Below are 19,200 nucleotides of genomic sequence, written 5' to 3'. Positions count from 1 at the left end.
CCCACGGCACAAGTGCCCAAAGGCCGGCTGACGCCGAGCGTCAGCCCGTGCGATCGCGCGCAGCACCCGTTGCGTGCGTGGACCGCTCATATTTCCCGAGACATATAAGGGAGTACTCGTGGAGAACCTCTCCGAGACCCAGAACGATCAGACCGCTTCGGCCGCGACGGCCGATGCACCCACGACGGCGCCGGCACGCAAGCGCGCACCGCGCCGTGCGACCACGGCCACCGCCGCAGCGAAGGCCGAGAAGGCCGCTGCGACGGCCGACGCGGCACCGGCGGCAGACACGGCGAAGGCTCCGGCATCCGCCGCCGCCGACGCCGGAAGCGCCGACGCTGCTGCCGAAGCTGCACCGAAGGCGAAGGCCCCGCGCCGCAGCCGCGCCAAGAAGGCCGACGCCGAGGCTCCTGCCGACGCCCCCGCCGCCGAGGCTCCGGCTGCTCAGGATGCCCCCGCAGCGCCCGCCGAGGCATCGAACGGCCAGTCGGCCGGCGACGCGTCGTCGGAAGCCGCGCCCAAGACCACCGGCCGCGGTCGCCGCACCCCCAAGAAGGCCGCGGCAGACGCCGAGTCCTCCGCGACCGAGTCCGCTCCTGCGGAGTCCGCCCCGGCCGACAACGCTCCCGCAGCCGATTCCTCCGACTCCGCCGACGGTGGGGAAGACCAGGGCGGCCGCAGCCGTAACCGCAACCGCAGCCGCAACCGCGGTCGTGGCCAGAACGGCGGCGCGCCCGAGCAGCAGCAGGCACAGCCCTCCGCCGACGATGAGCAGGGCGGCGGCAACAACCGCAACCGCCAGCGCAACAAGCGTCGCACCACCGGTGCCCCGACCGACGAGTTCGACACCGAGATCGGTGAGGACGACGTGCTGATCCCCGTCGCGGGTATCCTCGACGTGCTCGACAACTACGCGTTCGTGCGCACCACCGGCTACCTCGCCGGACCCAGCGACGTCTACGTCTCGCTCGGCCAGGTCAAGAAGTACAACCTGCGCAAGGGCGACGCGGTCGTCGGCTCGATCAAGCAGCCGCGCGAGGGCGAGCAGCCCGGGCGTCAGAAGTACAACGCGCTCGTGAAGGTCGACTCGATCAACGGCCTGTCGATCGACGACGCGGCCACGCGCGTCGAGTTCGGCAAGCTCACCCCGCTGTACCCGCAGGAGCGTCTGCGCCTCGAGACCGTCCCCGAGAAGCTCACGCAGCGCATCATCGACCTCGTCGCTCCGATCGGAAAGGGCCAGCGCGGTCTCATCGTCGCTCCGCCCAAGGCCGGCAAGACGATCGTCCTGCAGCAGATCGCGAACGCGATCGCGCAGAACAACCCCGAGGTCCACCTCATGGTCGTGCTCGTCGACGAGCGCCCCGAAGAGGTCACCGACATGGAGCGCACCGTGAAGGGCGAGGTCATCGCCTCGACCTTCGACCGCCCCGCCGAAGACCACACCACGGTCGCCGAGCTGGCGATCGAGCGCGCCAAGCGCCTCGTCGAGCTGGGCCGCGATGTCGTCGTGCTGCTCGACTCGATCACGCGCCTCGGCCGTGCGTACAACCTCGCCGCACCGGCATCCGGCCGCGTTCTCAGCGGTGGTGTCGACGCGTCGGCGCTGTACCCGCCCAAGCGCTTCTTCGGTGCCGCCCGCAACATCGAGAACGGTGGGTCGCTCACCATCCTCGCGACGGCGCTCGTCGAGACCGGCTCCAAGATGGACGACGTGATCTTCGAGGAGTTCAAGGGCACCGGCAACAGCGAGCTGCGCCTCTCGCGCGCTCTCGCCGACAAGCGCATCTTCCCGGCCGTCGACGTCAACGCGTCGAGCACGCGTCGCGAAGAGATGCTGATGTCGTCCGATGAAGTGAAGATCACCTGGAAGCTGCGTCGCGCCCTCGCGGGTCTCGACACCCAGCAGGCCCTCGAAGTCGTGCTCGGCAAGCTCAAGGAGACGCACTCCAACGTCGAGTTCCTCGTGCAGATGCAGAAGTCGATCCCCGCGCCGACCTCCAGCGTGCACGACAACAACATCCGCTGAGCGGAGCAGACGTGTTCGAGTCCGTCCAGGCTCTGATCGACGAACACCGCCGGGTGCAGGAGGAACTCTCCGACCCGGCGGTGCACGCCGACGCTGCTCGTGCGAAGCGCGTCAATCGCCGCTACGCCGAGCTGTCGCGGATCGTCGCCGCGTATGACGCCTGGGCGGCCGCAACTGACGATCTCGATGCCGCGCGCGAGTTCGCCCGCGAGGACGAGGCGTTCGCGGCCGAGGTCCCGTCGCTCGAAGAGGGACTGCAGCAGGCGCAGGAGCGGCTGCGGCGCCTGCTCATTCCCCGCGACCCCGACGACGCCCGTGACGTGATCATGGAGATCAAGGCGGGGGAGGGCGGTGCCGAGAGCGCGCTGTTCGCCGCCGACCTCCTTCGCATGTACGTGCAGTACGCCGCGTCGAAGGGCTGGAAGACCGAGCTCCTCGAGCGCACCGAATCCGACCTCGGCGGCTACAAAGACGTCCAGGTTGCGATCAAGGGGTCGTCCACCGACCCTGCGCAGGGCGTCTGGGCGCACCTCAAGTACGAAGGCGGCGTGCACCGCGTGCAGCGGGTGCCCGCCACGGAGTCCCAGGGGCGCATCCACACGTCCACGACCGGGGTCCTCGTGTTCCCCGAGGTCGACGAGCCCGACGAGATCGCGATCAACCAGAACGATCTCAAGATCGACGTGTTCCGCTCGTCCGGTCCCGGGGGGCAGTCGGTGAACACGACGGATTCCGCCGTGCGCATCACCCACGTGCCGACGGGCATCGTGGTCTCGATGCAGAACGAGAAGTCCCAGCTGCAGAACCGCGAAGCGGCGATGCGCGTGCTGCGCGCGCGTCTCCTCGCGAAGCAGCAGGAAGAGCTCGACGCGGCGGCATCGGATGCCCGGCGCTCGCAGATCCGCGGAATGGATCGGTCGGAGCGCATCCGCACCTACAACTTCCCGGAGAACCGCATCGCGGATCACCGCACCGGTTTCAAGGCCTACAACCTCGACCAGGTCATGGACGGCGCATTGGGGCCGATCATCGAGTCCGCCATCGCCACCGACGAAGAGGCGCGTCTCGCCGCGGTCGGTTCGGATTCCTGATCATCGACGACGCTGAGCGCTAGGCTCAGCGCGTGATCACATTCCTCTTCCGCGCCCTCCTCTACATCGTGTCGGCGGGACTCGGCCTGATCGCCGCCGATCTGGCGCTCGACGGCTTCCAGATCGAGTGGTCGAAGTGGTGGGGCTTCGTGATCTGCATCCTCATCTTCACGCTGCTGCAGAGCATCCTGTCGCCATGGATCACCAAGATCGCCGATCGCTACGCCCCGGTCCTTTTGGGCGGCATCGGCATCGTCTCCACCCTGATCGCGTTGATCATCGTGGTGCTCCTGCCCATCGGGGGTCTGCGCATCGTCGACGCCGCCGGGTGGATCCTCGGATCGGTCATCGTCTGGGTGGTCACCGCGCTCGGCTCGGTGCTCCTGCCGATGATCTTCCTCAAGCGTCGCGTCGCTGAGAAGCGCGCACGCCGCGCGTGACGCGGGATCGTCAGATGGAGTAGTCGGGCACGGTGAGCAGTGCTCGCGTGTCTTCACCCGTCGTGCGCAGGCGCGGCTTGGCGGGAACCCCGACGAGAACGCTGTCGGCGGGAGCATCGCGGGTGACCACGGCGTTCGCGCCGACGACCGAGCCACCGCCGATCGTCACCGGTCCGAGGATCTTGGCCCCCGCGCCGACGGCCACGCCGTCGCCGATTGTCGGATGCCGCTTGCCGGAGGCGCGCGAACGGCCCCCGAGCGTGACCCCGTGATAGAGCATCACATCGTCGCCGATCACGGCCGTCTCGCCGATCACCACGCCCATGCCGTGGTCGATGAAGAAGCGGCGGCCGATGCGCGCGCCGGGATGGATCTCGATCCCGGTGAACCAGCGCGCGAGTTGCGAATTCGCCCGCGCGAGGAATCGCAATCGTCGTCGCCACAGTGCATGCGAGAGCCGGTGCGCCCAGATCGCGTGCATCCCCGGGTACAGCAGCGCGACCTCCGCCGCGTTGCGCGCCGCAGGGTCTCGAAGGCGTGCTGCCGCGATGTCCTCGCGCATTCGACCGATCATGGGGTGGGCGTCAGTCCTCGCGGAGATCTTCGAAGAGTGCCGTCGAGAGGTAGCGCTCTCCGGTGTCGGGAAGGATGACGACGATCGTCTTGCCGGCGTTCTCGGGGCGAGCGGCGACCTGCAGCGCTGCCCAGGTGGCGGCACCGCATGACATTCCGACGAGGAGGCCTTCGCGGGCGGCGAGCTCGCGCGCCACGCGGATCGCGTCGTCGAACTCGACCGGGATGACCTCGTCGATGACGTCGCGGTCGAGGATCGCCGGAACGAAGTTGGGTCCGATGCCCTGGATCTTGTGGGGGCCGGGGCGGCCCTCGCTGAGCACGGGGGAGTCCTTGGGCTCGACGGCGATGACCTGCACGTCGGGGTTCGCAGCTTTGAGCGCCTGACCGGTGCCGGTGATGGTCCCGCCGGTGCCGACGCCCGCGACGAAGATGTCGACCTTTCCGTCGGTGTCGCGCAGGATCTCCTGCGCGGTCGTCTCCCGGTGGATCTGAGGGTTGGCCGCATTCTCGAACTGACGGACCCACACCGCACCCGGAGTGTCGGCCACGATCTGCTTCGTGATCTCGATCGCTCCGCTCATGCCCTTGGTCGGGTCGGTGAGGACGATCTCGGCACCGAACGCCTTCAGCAGCACACGGCGCTCCTTCGACATCGAAGCGGGCATCGTGAGGATCACCTTGTAGCCCCGGGCCGCGCCGACCATCGCCAGCGCGATGCCGGTGTTGCCACTGGTGGACTCGACGATCGTTCCGCCCGGCTTCAGCTCGCCGGATGCCTCGGCCGCGTTGATCATCGCGATGCCGATGCGGTCCTTCACGCTCGACGCCGGGTTGTAGAACTCGAGCTTGGCGAGAACCGTGGCGCCGAGACCCTCGGTCACGCGGTTCAGTCGGACGAGCGGCGTGTTGCCGACCGCGGTCGTGATGTCTGTGTGGATCCCGGGCATGGTGAAGCCTTCCTTTGCGGTTCGCTGCGATTCCAGCCTATGGGAGGAGGATACGGCGGGCATCAATGTGACAGCCGTGCGCACTCTACGCTGGAGTGATGCCAGACATCTCCCTCGCCGCCGCGGTGCGCGCAACGGCCCAGCGCCTCGCCGATGCAGGAGTGCCGGACCCGCTGGTCGACGCCGAGCTCCTCGTCGGTCATATCCGGGGGATGCGGCGCGGCGAAGTGCAGGCGGCGGTCGTGCGCGGCGACTCGCTGTCGGAGGCCGATGCGCAGCTGCTGCAGGAGGTGACGACGCGTCGCGAGGCGCGCGAGCCCCTGCAGCACATCACGGGGACGGCGCCCTTCCGTCATCTCGAACTCGCCGTCGGGCCCGGAGTCTTCGTGCCGCGGCCCGAGACCGAGATGGTGGTGCAGCACGCGATCGACGCACTCCTCAATGCGCCGCATGCGCAGCCGATCGGGATCGACCTCGGAACGGGGAGCGGGGCGATCGCCCTCGCGATGGCCACCGAGGTACCGCACTCCCGGGTGTACGCCGCCGAGCTGTCTCCCGATGCCCATGCGTGGGCCGGCAGGAACACGGCGGGCGTCGAGAACCTCACGCTGGTGCTCGCCGACATGGCGGATGCCTTCCCCGAACTCTCCGGCACGGCGGATGTCGTGATCTCCAACCCCCCGTATGTGCCGGACGATGCGATTCCGCGCGACCCGGAAGTGCGGCTGTTCGACCCTGCGATGGCGCTGTACGGCGGTGTCGACGGCCTCGATCTGGTTCGCACGCTCAGCAAGACGGCTCTGCGGCTCCTGCGCCCCGGCGGTCTGCTGGTCATCGAGCACGGTGAGCTCCAGGGGGAGGACATCCGCGGCATCCTCACCGGCGACGGATGGCGAGCGGCGGCGACCCACCGCGACCTCACGTCGCGCGACCGCGCGACCACCGCGCTGCGGCCGTAGCGCGCGCGACCATGGCCGTTCGCGTCTGAAGCGGCGGACGTCGCGGCCCTCACGTAGAATCGATGCGACATGTCCTCCATCTTCGACTGCGGCGACGAGGCGCAGCTGCTCGCCGGTATGCGTCACGCGCGCCAGGCGATCGGCCGCGGTGAACTCATCGTCCTGCCCACAGACACCGTGTACGGCGTCGCCGCCGACGCTTTCTCTCCCGCCGCGGTCCAGCGGCTGCTCGACGCGAAAGGCCGGGGGCGCGACCAGCCGCCTCCCGTGTTGATCGGGAGCAAGGAGACGCTCGCGGCTCTCGCCGAGTCCGTCCCCGAGCCGGTGGAGCGCCTGGTCGATGCGTTCTGGCCCGGAGGTCTGACGATCGTGCTCCCCGCACAGCCGTCCCTCGTATGGGACCTGGGCGAGACCCGCGGCACGGTCGCCGTGCGCATGCCGCAGGGGCGAGTCGCGCTCGAGTTGCTGGCCGAGACCGGCCCGCTCGCCGTGTCGAGCGCGAACCTCACCGGCAAGGCCGCCGCGATCTCGGCCTACGACGCCGAGAAGATGCTCGGCGAGTCCGTCGCGGTCTATCTCGCCGACGGGATGAGCCGCGACGGCGTGGCATCGACGATCGTCGACGCCACCTCGCTCGTCACCCGCGGCGACGGCGCGGAACCGGGCCGCGTTCGCATCCTCCGCGACGGAGCCGTCACGCGCGAGCAACTCCTCGAAGTCCTCGGAGATCTTCTGGAGCCCGCGCCCGAGCCGTCGACCGAACGGCAGGGCGAGGATTCGTGACGCAGTATCTCTTCACGATCCTCCTGACCGCGGCGATCACCTTCGTGCTCACCGGGGCCGTCTGGAAACTGAGCCTGCGGTTCAAGCTCTACCCGAGCATCCGTGATCGTGACGTGCACACCACGCCGACTCCGCGGCTGGGTGGCGTCGCGATCTTCCTCGGCATCGCCACGGTGATGGTCGTCTCGGCGGCCAACCCGTTCTTCCAGACGATCTGGATGCCTCCGCAGACGATGTGGTCGATCCTCGCCGCCGCCTTCCTGATCGCGGTCATCGGTGTGCTCGACGATCTGTGGGACCTCGACTGGATGATCAAGCTGGGCGCGCAGTTCGTCGCGGCCGCGATCCTCACGATCGGGGGCGGGCTCCAGATCCTCTCGCTGCCCTTCGGCGACCTCATCGTCTTCTCGAGCTGGCTGAGCATCACGATCACCATGTTCGCGATCGTCGTCGTCATGAACGCGGTGAACTTCATCGACGGCCTCGACGGTCTCGTCGCCGGCGTCTGCCTCATCGCGAACGGCGTCTTCTTCGCCTACTCCTACATCTTCACGCGCGACTCGGGTGCGTCGAACTACTTCAACCTCTCCACATTCATCGCGGCGGTCCTGATCGGCGCATGCCTCGGATTCCTGCCGTGGAACTGGAGCCCCGCCAAGCTGTTCATGGGTGATTCCGGCGCCCTCGTGCTGGGATTGCTCATGGCGACGTCGGCGATCGCGATCACCGGGCAGATGGATCCGTCCGCGCTCGACCCCGAGCGACTCGGTCGGTCTCAGCTGCTCGGTGCATTCATCCCGATCCTCCTGCCGCTGATGGTGGTGCTCCTTCCGCTGCTCGACTTCGGGCTGGCGGTGCTGCGTCGGATGCACGCCGGAAAGTCGCCGTTCTCCCCGGATCGCAAGCACCTGCACCACCGCATGCTCGACCTCGGGCACCGGGATCGTGATGCGGTTCTGATCTTCTACGCATGGACGACCGTCATCTCGCTCGCCGTGCTGCTGATGTACGTCGGCGCGCGCGAGGACTGGCCGGGGCAGTACATCCCCGGAGTCCTCTTCGGCGTGGTGGGAATCGCCGCGTGCCTCATCGTCACTCTCATACCCTCTCGTCGCGCGAAGCCGCCGGCGCCCGCAGCACCCGACCCGACCTCCGTGGAGTCCTGATGAGCCCGAGCCCCGTTTCCAGCACACCGATCCTTCGCCGAACCCTGATCTGGTCCGGTATCGCGACGGTGGTCCTCGCGATCGTGGCGGGCGTCGTCGGTTACCTCGTCGGACAGGGGGAGGGGCTCATCAGCGGCCTCCTCGGCGTCCTTCTCGCCGTGCTCTTCCTGGCCATCACGGGGATCAGCATCCTGATCGCCAACCGCTGGTACGGAGACCCCCTCTACGTGCAGTTCTTCTTCGCCATCGTGCTGGGCGGATGGCTGCTCAAGCTCGGCGTGTTCATCGTGGTCATGATCGTGCTCAGTGGTCAGCCGTGGATCCATCCGATGGTCTTCTTCCTGTCGATCGTCGCGGGCGTCGTCATGTCGCTCGTGATCGACGTACTCGTTCTCACACGGATGCGCCTTCCGAACGTGAGTGACATCTCCCTCCCGACCGAAATACCGGAGGACCGGGCGCCCGGAGCGCCCACCGTCGCCCCGGAAGACCGCACGGACACGGGCCAGGCGGACTCGCGGGGCCTCTGATTCTGATAGTGTTGGCACGTGCCCGCCGCTCCCTCGCGAGCGCTTGCGCTGTGAAGCACACCGACCATCGTCGCCCCGGTTTTGACCGGTGCCCCGAAGCTGGAGCCCGCGCTGTTCAATCTTGCTGCGACCCTGATGCCACGACTTGCCACTGATGGCGAGTTCCACGGACCTTCGATCGACGAGTTCTTCCCGGAGATCCTCTTCAACGCCTTCGGCGTTCCGGTCCACCGAATCCACCTGGTGCAGTTCATCGCGGTCGTCGCGGTCGTTCTGATCCTCGTCCTCGGCACGCGCCGGATGAAGGTCATCCCCGGGCGGTTCCAGAGCGTCGTCGAGATGGGCCTCGGATTCGTCCGCGGAAACATCGCGCACGACCTGCTCGGACGCAAGGACGGCGACCGCTTCCTCCCGATCCTCACCACGATCTTCTTCATGGTGCTGTTCATGAACATCACGGGAATCATCCCGTTCCTGAACATCGCCGGAACCAGCATCGCGGCCGTGCCGCTGACGCTCGCACTCGTGAGCTACGTCACCTTCATCTACGCGGGTATCAAGAAGAGCCCCGGTGGCTTCTTCAAGAACGCCCTGTTCCCCGCGGGTGTGCCGTGGCCGGTGTACATCATCGTGACCCCGATCGAGTTCCTCTCGACCTTCATCATCCGTCCGGTCACCCTGATGCTCCGACTCCTGATGAACATGGTCGTCGGACACATGCTCCTGGTGCTGTGCTTCGCGGCCACCCAGTTCTTCTTCTTCACCGCAGGTGGCGGCTGGGCCGCTCTCGGTGTCGGAACCCTCGCCTTCGGCGGCGCCTTCACTCTCTTCGAGATTCTGGTCGCCGTTCTCCAGGCATACGTCTTCACCGTCCTCACCGCGGTCTACATTCAGCTCGCGGTCGCAGAAGAGCACTGAGCGGGTCGGCTCCGGCCACCCACCCAACGAAAGGAAAAACCCCGTGGACGCAACTACGGTTCTCGCAGACATCAACGGTCACCTCGCTTCGGTCGGCTACGGCCTCGCAGCGATCGGTCCGGCCATCGGCGTGGGTATCGTCGTCGGCAAGACCATCGAGGGTGTCGCTCGTCAGCCCGAGCTGGCCGGCCGCCTTCAGGTCCTCATGTGGATCGGTATCGCCTTCACCGAGGCGCTTGCATTCGTCGGCATCGCCGTCGGATTCATCCCCTTCCCGTAATCTCTACCGACTTCTGAAGGAGACAGGATGCTGAACGCTCTTGTCACGAACCTCGCGGCAGAGGGTGAGGCGACTCACAACCCGCTGATCCCCGCGTGGTACGACATCATCTGGTCGGGCCTCTGGTTCGTCGTCATTCTCATCGTGGTGTGGAAGGTTGCTCTTCCGAAGTTCACCGCGATGCTCGACGAGCGCTCCGCTGCCATCGAGGGCAACATCGCCAAGGCCGACGAAGCGCAGAAGCAGGCAGAGGCGGCACTCGAGGAGTACACGCGTCAGCTCGCTGAGGCGCGTACCGAAGCCGGAGAGATCCGAGAGGCCGCCCGTGAGGACGGCAAGAAGATCGTCACCGAGGCGAAGGACGCTGCGACCACCGAGGCCGCACGCATCACCACCACCGCGCACGCGCAGATCGAGGCCGAGCGTCAGACCGCTCTCGTCTCGCTCCGCAGCGAGGTCGGCTCGCTGGCCATCGACCTCGCCGGTGGCGTCGTCGGTGAGACGCTGTCCGACGACGCACGTGCAACGGCGGTCGTCGATCGGTTCCTCGCCGACCTCGAAGCATCCGAGAAGGCGGCTCAGTAATGGGCAGCGCGACCACTCAGGCACTCGCGGCATCCACTCAGGCGCTTGCCGCAGCGAAGGACGTCACCCTCGACACCGCCCGGGAGCTCTTCGCTGTCGCGCACGCCGTGGGAGAGTCGTCCCAGCTGAGCGGCGCGCTGGCCGATCCGTCGGCTCCTGCCGCGGCTCGTGAGAACGTCGTGACCGCGGTCTTCGGAGCATTCTCCGCGAGCACGCAGACGGTCGTGAAGGCCGTCGTCGCCGAACGCTGGTCGAACGCGAGCCAGCTCGTCGACGGGATCGAGGAACTCGCGATCCGCGCGGCGGCCATCGCCGACGCCGGTGCCGACATCGAGGGCGAGCTCTTCGGCTTCTCTCGTGTCATCGCGGCCAACGCGGAACTCGAACTCGCTCTCGGCGGTCGTCTGGGCAGCCAGGACGCCAAGGTCACGCTGGTGGAGCGACTGCTCTCCGGCTCGACCAGCGCTCCTGCGGCTCTGATCGTCTCCTCCCTGGTGCGTCAGCCGCGTGATCGGCGGATTCGTCAGCTGCTGAATCGCGCTATGCGTATCGTCTCCGCCCAGCGCAACCGCGTAGTGGCGACGGTCTACAGTGCAACCGAGCTGAACGAAGCGCAGCGGACTCGTCTCAGCGACGCGCTCTCGCAGCGTTACGACGGCCAGGTCGCACTCAACGTGGTCATCGACCCTACGGTCATCGGAGGCCTGCGCGTGCAGATCGCCGATGACGTCATCGACGGCAGCATCTCCGCACGTCTCGCCGATCTTCGCCAGAAGCTCGCGGGCTAACACGACTTCGCGCGGGGAACCGCGCACCCAGATACAAAGGGAAGACAATGGCAGAACTATCGATCAGCCCCGACGTCATCCGTGACGCGCTGAAGGACTTCGCCGCCGCCTACGAGCCCACTGGGGCCGCGGCGACGGAGGTCGGCACCGTCATCGACGCCGCCGATGGCATCGCGCACGTCGAAGGACTGCCCGGTGTCATGGCGAATGAGCTCGTGACCTTCGGCGACGGCACCAAGGGCCTGGCCCTGAGCCTCGACGAGCACCAGATCGGTGTGGTCGTCCTCGGTGACTTCACCGGTGTCGAGGCAGGGCAGGAAGTCACCCGCACGGGTGAGGTCCTCTCCGTCCCCGTCGGTGACGGCTACCTGGGTCGCGTCGTCGACTCGCTCGGAAACCCGATCGACGGACTCGGCGCCATCGCGACCGAGGGAATCCGTGCTCTCGAGCTCCAGGCGCCCGGCGTCATGCAGCGCAAGTCGGTCCACGAGCCCATGCAGACCGGCATCAAGGCGATCGACGCGATGATCCCCGTCGGCCGTGGCCAGCGTCAGCTGATCATCGGTGACCGCCAGACCGGTAAGACGGCGATCGCGATCGACACGATCATCAACCAGAAGGCCAACTGGGACTCGGGCGACGTCAACAAGCAGGTTCGTTGCATCTACGTCGCCATCGGCCAGAAGGGCTCGACCATCGCTTCGGTGAAGGGCGCGCTCGAAGAGGCCGGCGCACTGGAGTACACCACGATCGTGGCGGCTCCCGCATCCGACCCCGCAGGCTTCAAGTACCTCGCCCCCTACACCGGTTCGGCCATCGGCCAGCACTGGATGTACGGCGGCAAGCACGTCCTCATCATCTTCGACGACCTGTCGAAGCAGGCTGAGGCCTACCGCGCCGTGTCGCTCCTCCTGCGCCGCCCGCCGGGCCGCGAGGCATACCCGGGTGACGTCTTCTACCTGCACTCCCGTCTGCTCGAGCGTTGCGCCAAGCTCTCCGACGAGCTCGGTGCCGGTTCGATGACCGGTCTGCCGATCATCGAGACCAAGGCCAACGACGTCTCGGCATACATCCCGACCAACGTGATCTCGATCACCGACGGCCAGATCTTCCTCCAGTCCGACCTCTTCAACGCCAACCAGCGTCCGGCGGTCGACGTGGGTATCTCGGTCTCGCGAGTCGGTGGTGACGCTCAGGTCAAGTCGATCAAGAAGGTTTCCGGAACGCTGAAGCTGGAGCTTGCGCAGTACCGCTCGCTCGAGGCCTTCGCGATGTTCGCTTCCGACCTCGACGCCACGTCCCGTCGTCAGCTCTCCCGCGGCGCGCGTCTGACCGAGCTGCTCAAGCAGCCGCAGTACTCGCCGTACCCCGTCGAGGAGCAGGTCGTCTCGATCTGGGCCGGAACCAAGGGAAAGCTCGACACGATCGAGGTCGAAGACGTGCTGCGCTTCGAGCGCGAACTGCTCGACTACCTGCGTCGCAACACTTCGGTGCTCGACACGCTGCGCGACACCAACGTCCTCGACGACGACACGGTCGCAGAGCTCGAGAAGCACACGGATGCGTTCATCCTGGAGTTCCAGGGTGGCAAGGGGCAGGCCATCGGCGCCCCGGGCCACGAGGAGCACGCCGCCGCTGAGGTGGACGATGTCAACCAGGAGAAGATCGTCAAGGGTCGTCGCGCGTAATCGCGTGAGGTACTGAATTCATGGGCGCTCAACTCAGGGTCTACAAGCAGAAGATCAGTTCTGCTCAGACGACCAAGAAGATCACGAAGGCGATGGAACTCATCGCGGCTTCGCGCATTCAGAAGGCGATGGCACGCGTCAAAGCGTCCACTCCCTTCGCGCGAGCCGTGACGAGGGCCGTGTCCGCCGTCGCGACGCACTCGAATGTCGATCACCCGCTCACCCGCGAGCCCGAGAACATCACCCGCTCCGCGGTCGTGATCTTCTCGTCGGACCGCGGTCTGGCAGGAGCCTTCAACTCGCAGATCCTCCGTGAGGGTCTCGAGGTTGCGGAGCTCCTGCGTGGGCAGGGCAAGGAGCCGGTGTTCTACCTCGTCGGTCGCAAGGCCGTCGGATACTTCCAGTTCCGGCGTCTCGCCGCGGCCGCGGAGTGGACGGGCGACACCGACACGCCGTCGTTCCACACCGCCGAAGAGATCTCGCAGGTGCTGCTCGAATCGTTCTCCCGTGGGGGAGCAGACGGCGGCGTCGATGAGATCACCCTCGTCTTCAACCGTTTCGTCAGCATGATGACGCAGTCGCCGGAGTCCGTCCGTCTGCTTCCGCTGGAGATCGCGGAGGCCGACGAGTCGGAAGCCGGTAGCACCGTCTACCCGCTGTACGAGTTCGAGCCGGATGCCGAGACCGTTCTCGACGCGATCCTGCCGGTGTACATCCAGAGCCGCGTTTTCAACGCGCTTCTGCAGTCCTCTGCGGCCAAGCAGGCGGCGACGCAGAAGGCGATGAAGTCGGCCAGCGACAACGCCGACAAGCTCATCACCGATTACACCCGTCTGCGCAACAACGCGCGCCAGGCGGAGATCACGCAGCAGATCGCCGAGATCGTCGGCGGGGCCGACGCTCTCTCGAGCAAATAGACCATCAGGAAAGAGACGAAGAAATGACCCCCACCGCTACGGCTGACCAGTCGGCGACCGCGGTCGTCGGGCGCGTCGCACGCGTCAACGGTCCGGTTGTCGACATCGAGTTCCCGCACGACTCGATCCCCGACATCTACAACGCGCTGAAGACCACGATCGTCATCGGCGAGGAGTCCACCGAGGTCACGCTCGAGGTCGCTCAGCACCTCGGCGACGACCTGGTGCGCGCCATCGCACTGAAGTCCACCGACGGCATCGTCCGCGGCCAGGAAGTTCGCGACTCCGGTGAGGCCATCTCGGTCCCCGTCGGCGACGTGACCAAGGGCAAGGTGTTCAACGTCATCGGCGAGGTGCTCAACCTCGAGCCCGGCGAGACGTTCGAAGTGACCGAGCGCTGGCCCATCCACCGCAAGGCGCCGAACTTCGACCAGCTGGAGTCCAAGACCCAGATGTTCGAGACCGGCATCAAGTCGATCGACCTCCTCACCCCGTACGTTCTGGGTGGAAAGATCGGTCTGTTCGGTGGAGCGGGTGTCGGCAAGACCGTCCTCATCCAGGAGATGATCCAGCGCGTCGCGCAGGACCACGGTGGTGTGTCGGTGTTCGCCGGTGTCGGTGAGCGCACCCGTGAGGGCAACGACCTCATCCACGAGATGGAAGAGGCGGGTGTCTTCGACAAGACCGCCCTCGTGTTCGGCCAGATGGACGAGCCGCCGGGAACGCGTCTTCGCGTCGCGCTGTCCGCGCTGACGATGGCGGAGTACTTCCGCGACGTGCAGAAGCAGGACGTCCTGCTCTTCATCGACAACATCTTCCGCTTCACGCAGGCCGGTTCCGAGGTCTCCACGCTGCTCGGCCGCATGCCGTCCGCCGTGGGTTACCAGCCGAACCTCGCCGACGAGATGGGCCTCCTCCAGGAGCGCATCACCTCGACGCGTGGTCACTCGATCACCTCGCTGCAGGCGATCTACGTGCCGGCCGATGACTACACCGACCCGGCTCCGGCGACCACCTTCGCCCACCTCGATGCCACTACCGAGCTCTCTCGTGAGATCGCGTCGAAGGGTCTGTACCCGGCCATCGACCCGCTGACCTCGACGTCGCGCATCATGGACCCCCGCTACCTGGGCGAGGACCACTACCGCGTTGCGACCACGGTCAAGCAGATCCTCCAGAAGAACAAGGAACTGCAGGAGATCATCGCCATCCTCGGTGTCGATGAGCTCTCCGAGGAAGACAAGATCGTCGTGTCGCGTGCACGTCGCATCCAGCAGTTCCTCTCGCAGAACACCTACATGGCGAAGAAGTTCACCGGTGTCGAGGGTTCGACGGTTCCGCTCAAGGAGACCATCGAGTCGTTCGATGCGATCACCCGCGGTGACTTCGACCACGTGGCCGAGCAGGCCTTCTTCAACGTCGGTGGTATCAACGACGTCGAAGAGCAGTGGGCGAAGATCCAGAAGGAGAACGGCTGATCATGGCCCTCAATGTCAGCCTCGTCTCCGCGGACGCGGAGGTCTGGTCCGGTGAGGCGAGCCTCGTGATCGCCAAGACCGTCGAGGGTGAGATCGGCTTCATGTCGGGTCACGAGCCCGTGCTGGCGATCCTCGCCGAAGGTCAGGTCCGGATCACTCAGACCGATGGCTCCAAGGTGCTGGCGAATGCACAGGACGGATTCCTCTCCATGGAGGGCAACGTTCTGACCATCGTCGCCGGTAACGCGGCTCTCATCGCCTAAGAGTTCGACTCGATGCGTCCGCCTCGGACCCGTTCACCGGGTTCCGAGGCGGACGCATCTGTATTCAGCGAGGCCCTGTGAAGATCCTGCTCCCGCCCTCTGAGACCAAGCGCCCAGGAGGCGATGGTGCGCCGCTCGAGCTGAGCGCGCTGTCGTTGCCGTCGTTGCACACCCCGCGTACGCAGGTCATCGATGCGCTCGTCGAGCTCGCGGCCGACGAAGAGGTGTCGCGGCGCGTGCTCAAACTGAGTGCGCGTCAGCTGGGAGACATCGAGCACAACAGGATGCTCCGCAGCGCGCCGACCATGCCCGCGATCGACCGCTACACGGGCGTGCTGTTCGACGCACTCGACGCGGCGACGCTGTCGAAACCCTCTCGACGATGGTTGGGGGAGCACGTGTGGATTCACTCCGCCCCTCTCGGGCCGGTGGGAGCGCTCGACGGGATCCCCGCCTATCGTCTCGCTGCGGGGACGTCCCTGCCGAAGCTCGCCGCTCTGCGTCGACACTGGGCCGACGTGACCACGGCGGCGATCGCCGATGCCGCCCCGGAGTTCGTGCTCGATCTGCGCAGCGAGGCGTATGCCGCGCTCGGGCCGATCCCCGCATCCACCGCTTCCGCCTACGTTCGTGTCGTCACGGACGATGCTGCGGGCACGCGTGCCCTCAACCACTTCAACAAGAAGTCCAAGGGCCTGCTCGTGCGAGCCCTCGCGGAGGACCGACCCTGGATCGCCTCCCGGCGGAGCCTGCGGAACTGGGCGACGAAGCGAGGCGTGGTGCTTCGCGACACGGCCGACGCTGACGTCTTGGAGCTCGTCGTCCACGAGTGAGGCATGTCGGTACGCCCGATTGCCGCGTGGGTCGTTGCTGGGAATCTCAGGACACCGCTAGCATGTCCACTGCGGAGCGGTCGCTTCGTACCGGGGGACGAGAGTCGTCTCCCGAGACCAAAGAAATGTGAGTCTCATGGGTTACGACGACTACGGATCGGGCTATATCGGCCTGCTCCTCGCATATGGCTTCTTCATCTTCCTCTTCTCGGTCATCGTCTATGTGGTGTCCGCGCTCTTCTACATGAAGATCTTCCAGAAGGCCGGCGTCCAGGGCGGATGGCGCGCATGGGTTCCGGTCTACAACACGATGGTGTTCTTCAAGCTCGGCGATCTCAGCCCGTGGCTGGTGCTCTACGGCATCGGTGGAACGGTTCTGCTGTCCTGGATCGGCATCGGCGCGCTGTTCTCGCTCGCGATGGCCGTGCTGTCCGTCCTCGCCGCATGGCGGGTCGGTCTCAAGCTGCAGAAGGATGCCGTCTGGGTTGTCCTGTACATCTTCCTGTCGCTCGTCTGGCTCGGCATCAACGCCTTCGACAAGTCGCGGTGGAACACCAACGTCGCTCCGGCCCCGTGGGCCGGTAACGGCTTCCTCGGCGACCGTACGGTCTGGGACGGCGTTCCCTCGCAGCCTTCGGCCGTCGCACCGCAGGCGGGTTACGGAGCTCCTCAGGGCTATGGTGCCCCGCAGCAGGGCTACGCGCCTCCCGCTCCGCAGGGGTACGCACCGCCGGCGCAGCCTGGCTACGCTCCGCCCGCACAGCCTGGCTACGCCCCGCCCGCACAGCCGGGGTACGGCGCTCCGGCAGCGCCCGTGACCGGAGCTCCGGCAACTCCGCCGGTGCCGCCGACCACGCCTCCCACGCCGCCGGCGGCTCCGCCGGCACCGCCGACCGCTCCGCCGGCACCTCCGGCAGCTCCGCCGGTTCCGCCGACGGATCCCACGCAGCCTCCGGCCTGATACTCCTGACGGCAGAGCCCTCGACTTCGGTCGGGGGCTCTGCTGCGTCGTGGGGCGCCGCTGCGCCGCCCCACTGCACCTGGGCTAACGTGGAACGCATGGCCATGTCGCAGCGCCGGGTCGGCGCATCCGGACTCCTCGTATCCGCCACCGGGCTCGGGTGCAACAACTTCGGCAGAGCGGGGACGGCCACCGAGACGCTCGACGGCACCCGTGAGGTGATCGACGCAGCGATCGCGAACGGCATCACACTGTTCGACACCGCAGACATGTACGGGGCCGTCGCCGGTACCAGCGAGACGCTGATGGGCGAGGCCCTTCAGGGTCGCCGTGACAGCGTCGTGCTGGCCACCAAGTTCGGCCACGAGCGCGACATGGGGTACGACTTCCCCGCGGGTCGCGGTTCGCGGAGGTATGTCCGCCGCGCTGTCGAGGAGTCGCTCCGTCGTCTGCAGACCGACTGGATCGACCTCTACCAGCTGCACCTTCCCGACCCCGAGACTCCGATCGCCGAGACGACGGATGCACTCGACGAACTCGTCCGCGAAGGCAAGATCCGCTACTACGGCCACTCGAACTTCGCCGGATGGCAGATCGCGGAGGCCGAGTTCACCTCTGCAGCGCGGTCGTCCGGACGATTCATCTCCGCACAGAACCACTACTCGCTGCTCGCGCGCGCGGCAGAACGCGAAGTTCTGCCCGCTGTCGAACGATACGGGCTGGGATTCTTCCCGTTCTTCCCCCTGCACAACGGTCTCCTCACGGGCAAGTTCACTCGAGAGGGCGGGCCGGACGCGAGTCGCATCATGTCGACGCGTCGTCACGTGTGGGAGAACGCGCCCTGGGACGCGCTCGATGCGTTCGGTGCCTTCTGCGATGATCGCGGGATCACGATGCTGCAGGCCACCTTCGGCTGGCTCCTCGCGCGACCGGCGGTCTCGAGCGTGATCGCCGGCGCTACATCGGCCGCGCAGGTCGAGGCCAACGCCCAGGCGGGCGATGCCTGGAGGCCGGACGAGGGGGATCTGGCAGCGATCGATCAGATGTTCCCGCTTCCGGCTGATCCCGGAGCGCAAGTGTGAGCGCGCGACAGGAGTCGACTACGATGTGTGAGTACCTCGCGGCCGCCCGATCCGCCGTGGGACCATCGGAGGCAGCACGTGGCTGAGACGACAACGACGACGCACAGCGTCACGGTCGCGCAGCGTCCGCTGGTGGTTTCGTGGGCGGGGAAGACCGATCAGGGTCGACGTCGGGACACGAATCAGGATGCGTTCCTCGCGGAGTACCCGTTGTTCATCGTCGCCGACGGCATGGGCGGGCACGCGGGCGGAGAGATCGCCAGCCGGAGCACGGTGGAGCGACTGCAGACGATCGTCACCGACGGTACTGTCGCCCGGCCTCGGATCGAGCGGGCGCTGGAACTCGCGGTCGGAGACATCGCCGACCATCCCGAGACGACGGATGAGGGCACCGGGACCACGCTCACGGGTGTGTTCCTCGAGTTCGAGGGCGACGAGCCGCACTGGGTCTCGTTGAACATCGGAGATTCGCGCGTCTACCTTCTGCGCGATGATCGGCTCGTCCAGGTGACCACCGACCACTCGGTCGTGCAGGAGCTGATCGCAGCCGGCAAGCTCAGTCCGGAAGAGGCCGAGGGACATCCGTACAGCAACGTGATCACCCGTGCCGTCGGGGCGAGCGAACTCACGCCCCCCGACTACCTGACCATCGACCTGCGCGCGGGCGATCGCTTCGTGATCTGCTCTGACGGGCTCACCAAAGAACTCACGGACTACGGCATCCAGCACTTCCTTCGCGAGAATGCCGAACCGGGCCCGGCCGTCGACGCGATGCTGGCGGCGGCTCTGGAGAACGGCGGGCGTGACAACGTCACCATCGTCGTGGTTCAGGTCTCCGACGCGGGCGACTCGTCCTCCACATCTGACGTTTCGGACTCCTAACACC

Annotated in this window: 21 protein-coding genes; 19 read left to right on the top strand and 2 right to left on the bottom strand. The window is 66.8% G+C overall.

What is annotated here, in order from left to right; translation table 11 throughout:
• Window positions 1-118 precede the first annotated feature (118 nt).
• The 3 genes from rho to ACIOSY_RS04235 are packed head-to-tail and all read left to right on the top strand — an operon-like array spanning window position 119 to window position 3,560.
• On the top strand, window positions 119-2,029 hold the full coding sequence (gene rho, locus ACIOSY_RS04245) for a transcription termination factor Rho (RefSeq protein WP_400849526.1): 1,911 nt from the start codon (window positions 119-121) through the stop codon (window positions 2,027-2,029).
• An 11-nt stretch (window positions 2,030-2,040) separates the two neighbouring features.
• Entirely contained in the window at window positions 2,041-3,120 is a 1,080-nt protein-coding gene (prfA, locus tag ACIOSY_RS04240) for a peptide chain release factor 1 (RefSeq protein ID WP_400849523.1), read from the top strand.
• 32 nt (window positions 3,121-3,152) lie between these two features.
• Window positions 3,153-3,560 carry a hypothetical protein gene (locus ACIOSY_RS04235; protein WP_400849520.1) on the top strand — a complete coding sequence of 136 codons (408 nt, stop codon included), beginning with the start codon at window positions 3,153-3,155 and terminating at the stop codon, window positions 3,558-3,560.
• Window positions 3,561-3,570: 10 nt separating this feature from the next.
• Here ACIOSY_RS04235 and epsC read toward each other — a convergent pair whose 3' ends face one another.
• Together epsC and cysK are read right to left on the bottom strand one after the other, a co-directional pair.
• Window positions 3,571-4,134 carry a serine O-acetyltransferase EpsC gene (gene epsC / locus ACIOSY_RS04230; RefSeq protein ID WP_400849517.1) on the bottom strand — a complete coding sequence of 188 codons (564 nt, stop codon included), beginning with the start codon at window positions 4,132-4,134 and terminating at the stop codon, window positions 3,571-3,573.
• Between the two features lie 10 nt (window positions 4,135-4,144).
• On the bottom strand, window positions 4,145-5,083 hold the full coding sequence (gene cysK / locus ACIOSY_RS04225) for a cysteine synthase A (RefSeq protein ID WP_400849514.1): 939 nt from the start codon (window positions 5,081-5,083) through the stop codon (window positions 4,145-4,147).
• Window positions 5,084-5,181: 98 nt separating this feature from the next.
• On the opposite strand from cysK, the gene prmC reads away from it, so the two are divergent.
• The 16 genes from prmC to ACIOSY_RS04145 all read left to right on the top strand — a co-directional run bounded on the left by prmC (window position 5,182) and on the right by ACIOSY_RS04145 (window position 19,196).
• Window positions 5,182-6,042, top strand: coding sequence for a peptide chain release factor N(5)-glutamine methyltransferase (gene prmC / locus ACIOSY_RS04220; RefSeq protein ID WP_400849511.1), 861 nt, complete (start codon window positions 5,182-5,184; stop codon window positions 6,040-6,042).
• A gap of 69 nt (window positions 6,043-6,111) precedes the next feature.
• Window positions 6,112-6,825 carry an L-threonylcarbamoyladenylate synthase gene (locus ACIOSY_RS04215; protein WP_400849509.1) on the top strand — a complete coding sequence of 238 codons (714 nt, stop codon included), beginning with the start codon at window positions 6,112-6,114 and terminating at the stop codon, window positions 6,823-6,825.
• Window positions 6,822-7,991: an MraY family glycosyltransferase gene (locus ACIOSY_RS04210; RefSeq protein WP_400849506.1), complete on the top strand. Its 1,170-nt coding sequence runs from the start codon at window positions 6,822-6,824 to the stop codon at window positions 7,989-7,991. Before ACIOSY_RS04215 ends, ACIOSY_RS04210 begins: the two co-directional genes overlap by 4 nt.
• Window positions 7,991-8,521, top strand: a complete 531-nt coding sequence (locus tag ACIOSY_RS04205) for a hypothetical protein (protein ID WP_400849503.1) — start codon at window positions 7,991-7,993, stop codon at window positions 8,519-8,521. Before ACIOSY_RS04210 ends, ACIOSY_RS04205 begins: the two co-directional genes overlap by 1 nt.
• Window positions 8,522-8,656: 135 nt before the next feature.
• Window positions 8,657-9,439: a F0F1 ATP synthase subunit A gene (gene atpB / locus ACIOSY_RS04200; RefSeq protein WP_400849500.1), complete on the top strand. Its 783-nt coding sequence runs from the start codon at window positions 8,657-8,659 to the stop codon at window positions 9,437-9,439.
• Between the two features lie 43 nt (window positions 9,440-9,482).
• Window positions 9,483-9,719, top strand: a complete 237-nt coding sequence (gene atpE / locus ACIOSY_RS04195; protein ID WP_042541851.1) for an ATP synthase F0 subunit C — start codon at window positions 9,483-9,485, stop codon at window positions 9,717-9,719.
• 27 nt (window positions 9,720-9,746) lie between these two features.
• The gene (locus tag ACIOSY_RS04190; RefSeq protein WP_400849497.1) at window positions 9,747-10,304 is read left to right on the top strand and encodes a F0F1 ATP synthase subunit B; all 558 of its coding nucleotides are present in this window, start codon (window positions 9,747-9,749) and stop codon (window positions 10,302-10,304) included.
• Window positions 10,304-11,092: a F0F1 ATP synthase subunit delta gene (locus ACIOSY_RS04185; protein WP_400849494.1), complete on the top strand. Its 789-nt coding sequence runs from the start codon at window positions 10,304-10,306 to the stop codon at window positions 11,090-11,092. Before ACIOSY_RS04190 ends, ACIOSY_RS04185 begins: the two co-directional genes overlap by 1 nt.
• Before the next feature lie 47 nt (window positions 11,093-11,139).
• Entirely contained in the window at window positions 11,140-12,780 is a 1,641-nt protein-coding gene (gene atpA, locus ACIOSY_RS04180) for a F0F1 ATP synthase subunit alpha (protein WP_400849491.1), read from the top strand.
• 20 nt (window positions 12,781-12,800) lie between these two features.
• A complete protein-coding gene (locus ACIOSY_RS04175) occupies window positions 12,801-13,697 on the top strand; it encodes a F0F1 ATP synthase subunit gamma (RefSeq protein WP_400849488.1) in 897 nt (298 codons plus the stop codon).
• Between the two features lie 23 nt (window positions 13,698-13,720).
• Window positions 13,721-15,175: a F0F1 ATP synthase subunit beta gene (atpD, locus tag ACIOSY_RS04170; RefSeq protein ID WP_400849485.1), complete on the top strand. Its 1,455-nt coding sequence runs from the start codon at window positions 13,721-13,723 to the stop codon at window positions 15,173-15,175.
• Between the two features lie 2 nt (window positions 15,176-15,177).
• Window positions 15,178-15,438 carry a F0F1 ATP synthase subunit epsilon gene (locus ACIOSY_RS04165; RefSeq protein WP_400849482.1) on the top strand — a complete coding sequence of 87 codons (261 nt, stop codon included), beginning with the start codon at window positions 15,178-15,180 and terminating at the stop codon, window positions 15,436-15,438.
• A gap of 77 nt (window positions 15,439-15,515) precedes the next feature.
• Window positions 15,516-16,271: a YaaA family protein gene (locus ACIOSY_RS04160; protein WP_400849479.1), complete on the top strand. Its 756-nt coding sequence runs from the start codon at window positions 15,516-15,518 to the stop codon at window positions 16,269-16,271.
• Window positions 16,272-16,407: 136 nt separating this feature from the next.
• Window positions 16,408-17,232, top strand: coding sequence for a large exoprotein (locus ACIOSY_RS04155; RefSeq protein ID WP_400850909.1), 825 nt, complete (start codon window positions 16,408-16,410; stop codon window positions 17,230-17,232).
• A gap of 98 nt (window positions 17,233-17,330) precedes the next feature.
• Window positions 17,331-18,314: an aldo/keto reductase gene (locus tag ACIOSY_RS04150; RefSeq protein WP_400849476.1), complete on the top strand. Its 984-nt coding sequence runs from the start codon at window positions 17,331-17,333 to the stop codon at window positions 18,312-18,314.
• 78 nt (window positions 18,315-18,392) lie between these two features.
• Window positions 18,393-19,196: a PP2C family protein-serine/threonine phosphatase gene (locus tag ACIOSY_RS04145; RefSeq protein WP_400849473.1), complete on the top strand. Its 804-nt coding sequence runs from the start codon at window positions 18,393-18,395 to the stop codon at window positions 19,194-19,196.
• Window positions 19,197-19,200: the final 4 nt, after the last annotated feature.

It is taken from the genome of Microbacterium sp. NPDC087665, assembly GCF_044743285.1.
GTDB lineage: Bacteria > Actinomycetota > Actinomycetes > Actinomycetales > Microbacteriaceae > Microbacterium.
This window is presented reverse-complemented; position numbering and strand designations above follow the sequence as displayed.

Bases quoted from the DNA above. Each gene is read 5' to 3' on its own strand.
- epsC (WP_400849517.1), bottom strand. From the start codon at position 4,134: ATGATCGGTCGAATGCGCGAGGACATCGCGGCAGCACGCCTTCGAGAC.
- cysK (WP_400849514.1), bottom strand. From the start codon at position 5,083: ATGCCCGGGATCCACACAGACATCACGACCGCGGTCGGCAACACGCCG.
- prmC (WP_400849511.1), top strand. From the start codon at position 5,182: ATGCCAGACATCTCCCTCGCCGCCGCGGTGCGCGCAACGGCCCAGCGC.
- ACIOSY_RS04215 (WP_400849509.1), top strand. From the start codon at position 6,112: ATGTCCTCCATCTTCGACTGCGGCGACGAGGCGCAGCTGCTCGCCGGT.
- ACIOSY_RS04205 (WP_400849503.1), top strand. From the start codon at position 7,991: ATGAGCCCGAGCCCCGTTTCCAGCACACCGATCCTTCGCCGAACCCTG.
- atpB (WP_400849500.1), top strand. From the start codon at position 8,657: ATGCCACGACTTGCCACTGATGGCGAGTTCCACGGACCTTCGATCGAC.
- ACIOSY_RS04190 (WP_400849497.1), top strand. From the start codon at position 9,747: ATGCTGAACGCTCTTGTCACGAACCTCGCGGCAGAGGGTGAGGCGACT.
- ACIOSY_RS04185 (WP_400849494.1), top strand. From the start codon at position 10,304: ATGGGCAGCGCGACCACTCAGGCACTCGCGGCATCCACTCAGGCGCTT.
- atpA (WP_400849491.1), top strand. From the start codon at position 11,140: ATGGCAGAACTATCGATCAGCCCCGACGTCATCCGTGACGCGCTGAAG.
- ACIOSY_RS04175 (WP_400849488.1), top strand. From the start codon at position 12,801: ATGGGCGCTCAACTCAGGGTCTACAAGCAGAAGATCAGTTCTGCTCAG.
- atpD (WP_400849485.1), top strand. From the start codon at position 13,721: ATGACCCCCACCGCTACGGCTGACCAGTCGGCGACCGCGGTCGTCGGG.
- ACIOSY_RS04165 (WP_400849482.1), top strand. From the start codon at position 15,178: ATGGCCCTCAATGTCAGCCTCGTCTCCGCGGACGCGGAGGTCTGGTCC.
- ACIOSY_RS04155 (WP_400850909.1), top strand. From the start codon at position 16,408: ATGGGTTACGACGACTACGGATCGGGCTATATCGGCCTGCTCCTCGCA.
- ACIOSY_RS04150 (WP_400849476.1), top strand. From the start codon at position 17,331: ATGGCCATGTCGCAGCGCCGGGTCGGCGCATCCGGACTCCTCGTATCC.